A 284-nucleotide genomic window follows, 5' to 3' on the forward strand; every position below is an offset into this window, starting at 1 on the left:
GCCGCGGTTCCCGCGCAGGCCGCCCCGATGAGTGCCAAGGCGATCGCCCAGCAGATGATCAAGGACCCGGCCCAGTTCGCCGCCTTCGACAAGATCATTGCGCATGAGAGCGGCTGGGACTACACCGCCACCAACGCCTCCTCCGGCGCCTACGGCCTGGCCCAGGCCCTGCCCGCGTCGAAGACGGCCTCCGCGGGCGCGGACTGGAAGACCAACCCGGCCACCCAGATCAAGTGGGGCCTGGACTACATGAACGAGCGCTACGGCAGCCCCGTCGGCGCCTG

General features: G+C 70.1%; 1 protein-coding gene. It reads left to right on the forward strand.

Going from position 1 to position 284, the window contains the following annotated elements:
- On the forward strand, positions 1 to 284 hold a 284-nt coding region (locus IF88_RS0139735), incomplete at both ends, for a transglycosylase SLT domain-containing protein (protein WP_030724539.1).

Source organism: Streptomyces sp. NRRL F-2580 (genome assembly GCF_000720115.1).
In the GTDB taxonomy this organism is placed as follows: Bacteria; Actinomycetota; Actinomycetes; order Streptomycetales; family Streptomycetaceae; genus Streptomyces.